This window comes from Mesorhizobium sp. WSM4828 (assembly GCF_055811175.1).
Genome location: NZ_JBVVQK010000093.1, coordinates 1 through 969 on the forward strand (window position 1 = coordinate 1; position 969 = coordinate 969).

Consider the following 969-nt stretch of genomic DNA (forward strand, 5'->3'; position numbering starts at 1 on the left):
CCAAGCTTGTCGAGCGGGCTCGTGACGGCGCGCACCGTGCGGGTTGCAACCTTGGTGTAGAAGGCGGTGCTATTTAGCTTGGCGTGCCCGAGCAGGACCTGGATGATCCGGATGTCGGTGCCGTCCTCCAGCAGATGGGTGGCGAAGCTGTGGCGCAGCGTGTGCGGCCCAACCCGCTTGGCGATGTCGGCCGCCTGTGCTGCCTCGACGACGACGCGATAGAGCTGGCGGGTGCTGATGGGCTTCATTGCATGCTGCCCTGGAAACAGCCAGCCGTCGCGATGCATCACGCCCTGCTGGCGTCCGACCTTCCACCACTGGCGCAGCAACAAGAGCAGGTCTTGCGACAGCATGGCGTTCCGATATCGCCCGCCCTTGCCGCGCTCGACACGCAGCAGCATGCGCTCGCTGTCGACGTCGGCAACCTTCAGCGTCGAGACCTCCGCCACGCGCAGGCCCGCGCCATAGGCGACCGACAGCGCGGCCTGGTGCTTCAGGCAGGTGGTGGCGTTGAGCAGCCGGGCGACCTCGTCGCGGCTCAGCACCACCGGCAGCTTGCGCGGGTGCGCCAGACGAACGAGCTTGCGCGCCAGATCGGGACGATCGACCGTATGCGTGAAGAAGAAGCGCAGCGCCGACACGATGCTGTTCATCGTCGGCACGGGAACACCATCGTCCTGCTGCTCAATCTGGAACCGGCGCAGGTCGTCGGTGGTCGCTGTGTCTGGTGAGCGCCCGAGGAACGTCGCCAGGCGTCCGATGTCGCGGAGGTAGTTGCGTTGCGTCTCCCGGGAGAAACGCCGCATGTTCATGTCGTCGATCAGCCGCTGACGAAGTGGACTGATAGGTGCATCGAGAACAGGATAGGGCATGGTCAGGCTCCTTGTTGAAGAAGCCCGTGATGCTCTGCCGCTGCCGAACCGCCCTCAATGCGAGCGCGACGTCCGGTTCGTGATCTTTACCTCACCC

The 969-nt window shown here is 65.1% G+C and carries 1 protein-coding gene; it reads right to left on the bottom strand.

The annotated features are described in order from the left end of the window. The coding region (locus AC0L2X_RS32405) for a tyrosine-type recombinase/integrase (protein WP_473601210.1) at positions 1 to 872 on the bottom strand (872 nt) is incomplete at its 3' end. Positions 873 to 969: the final 97 nt, after the last annotated feature.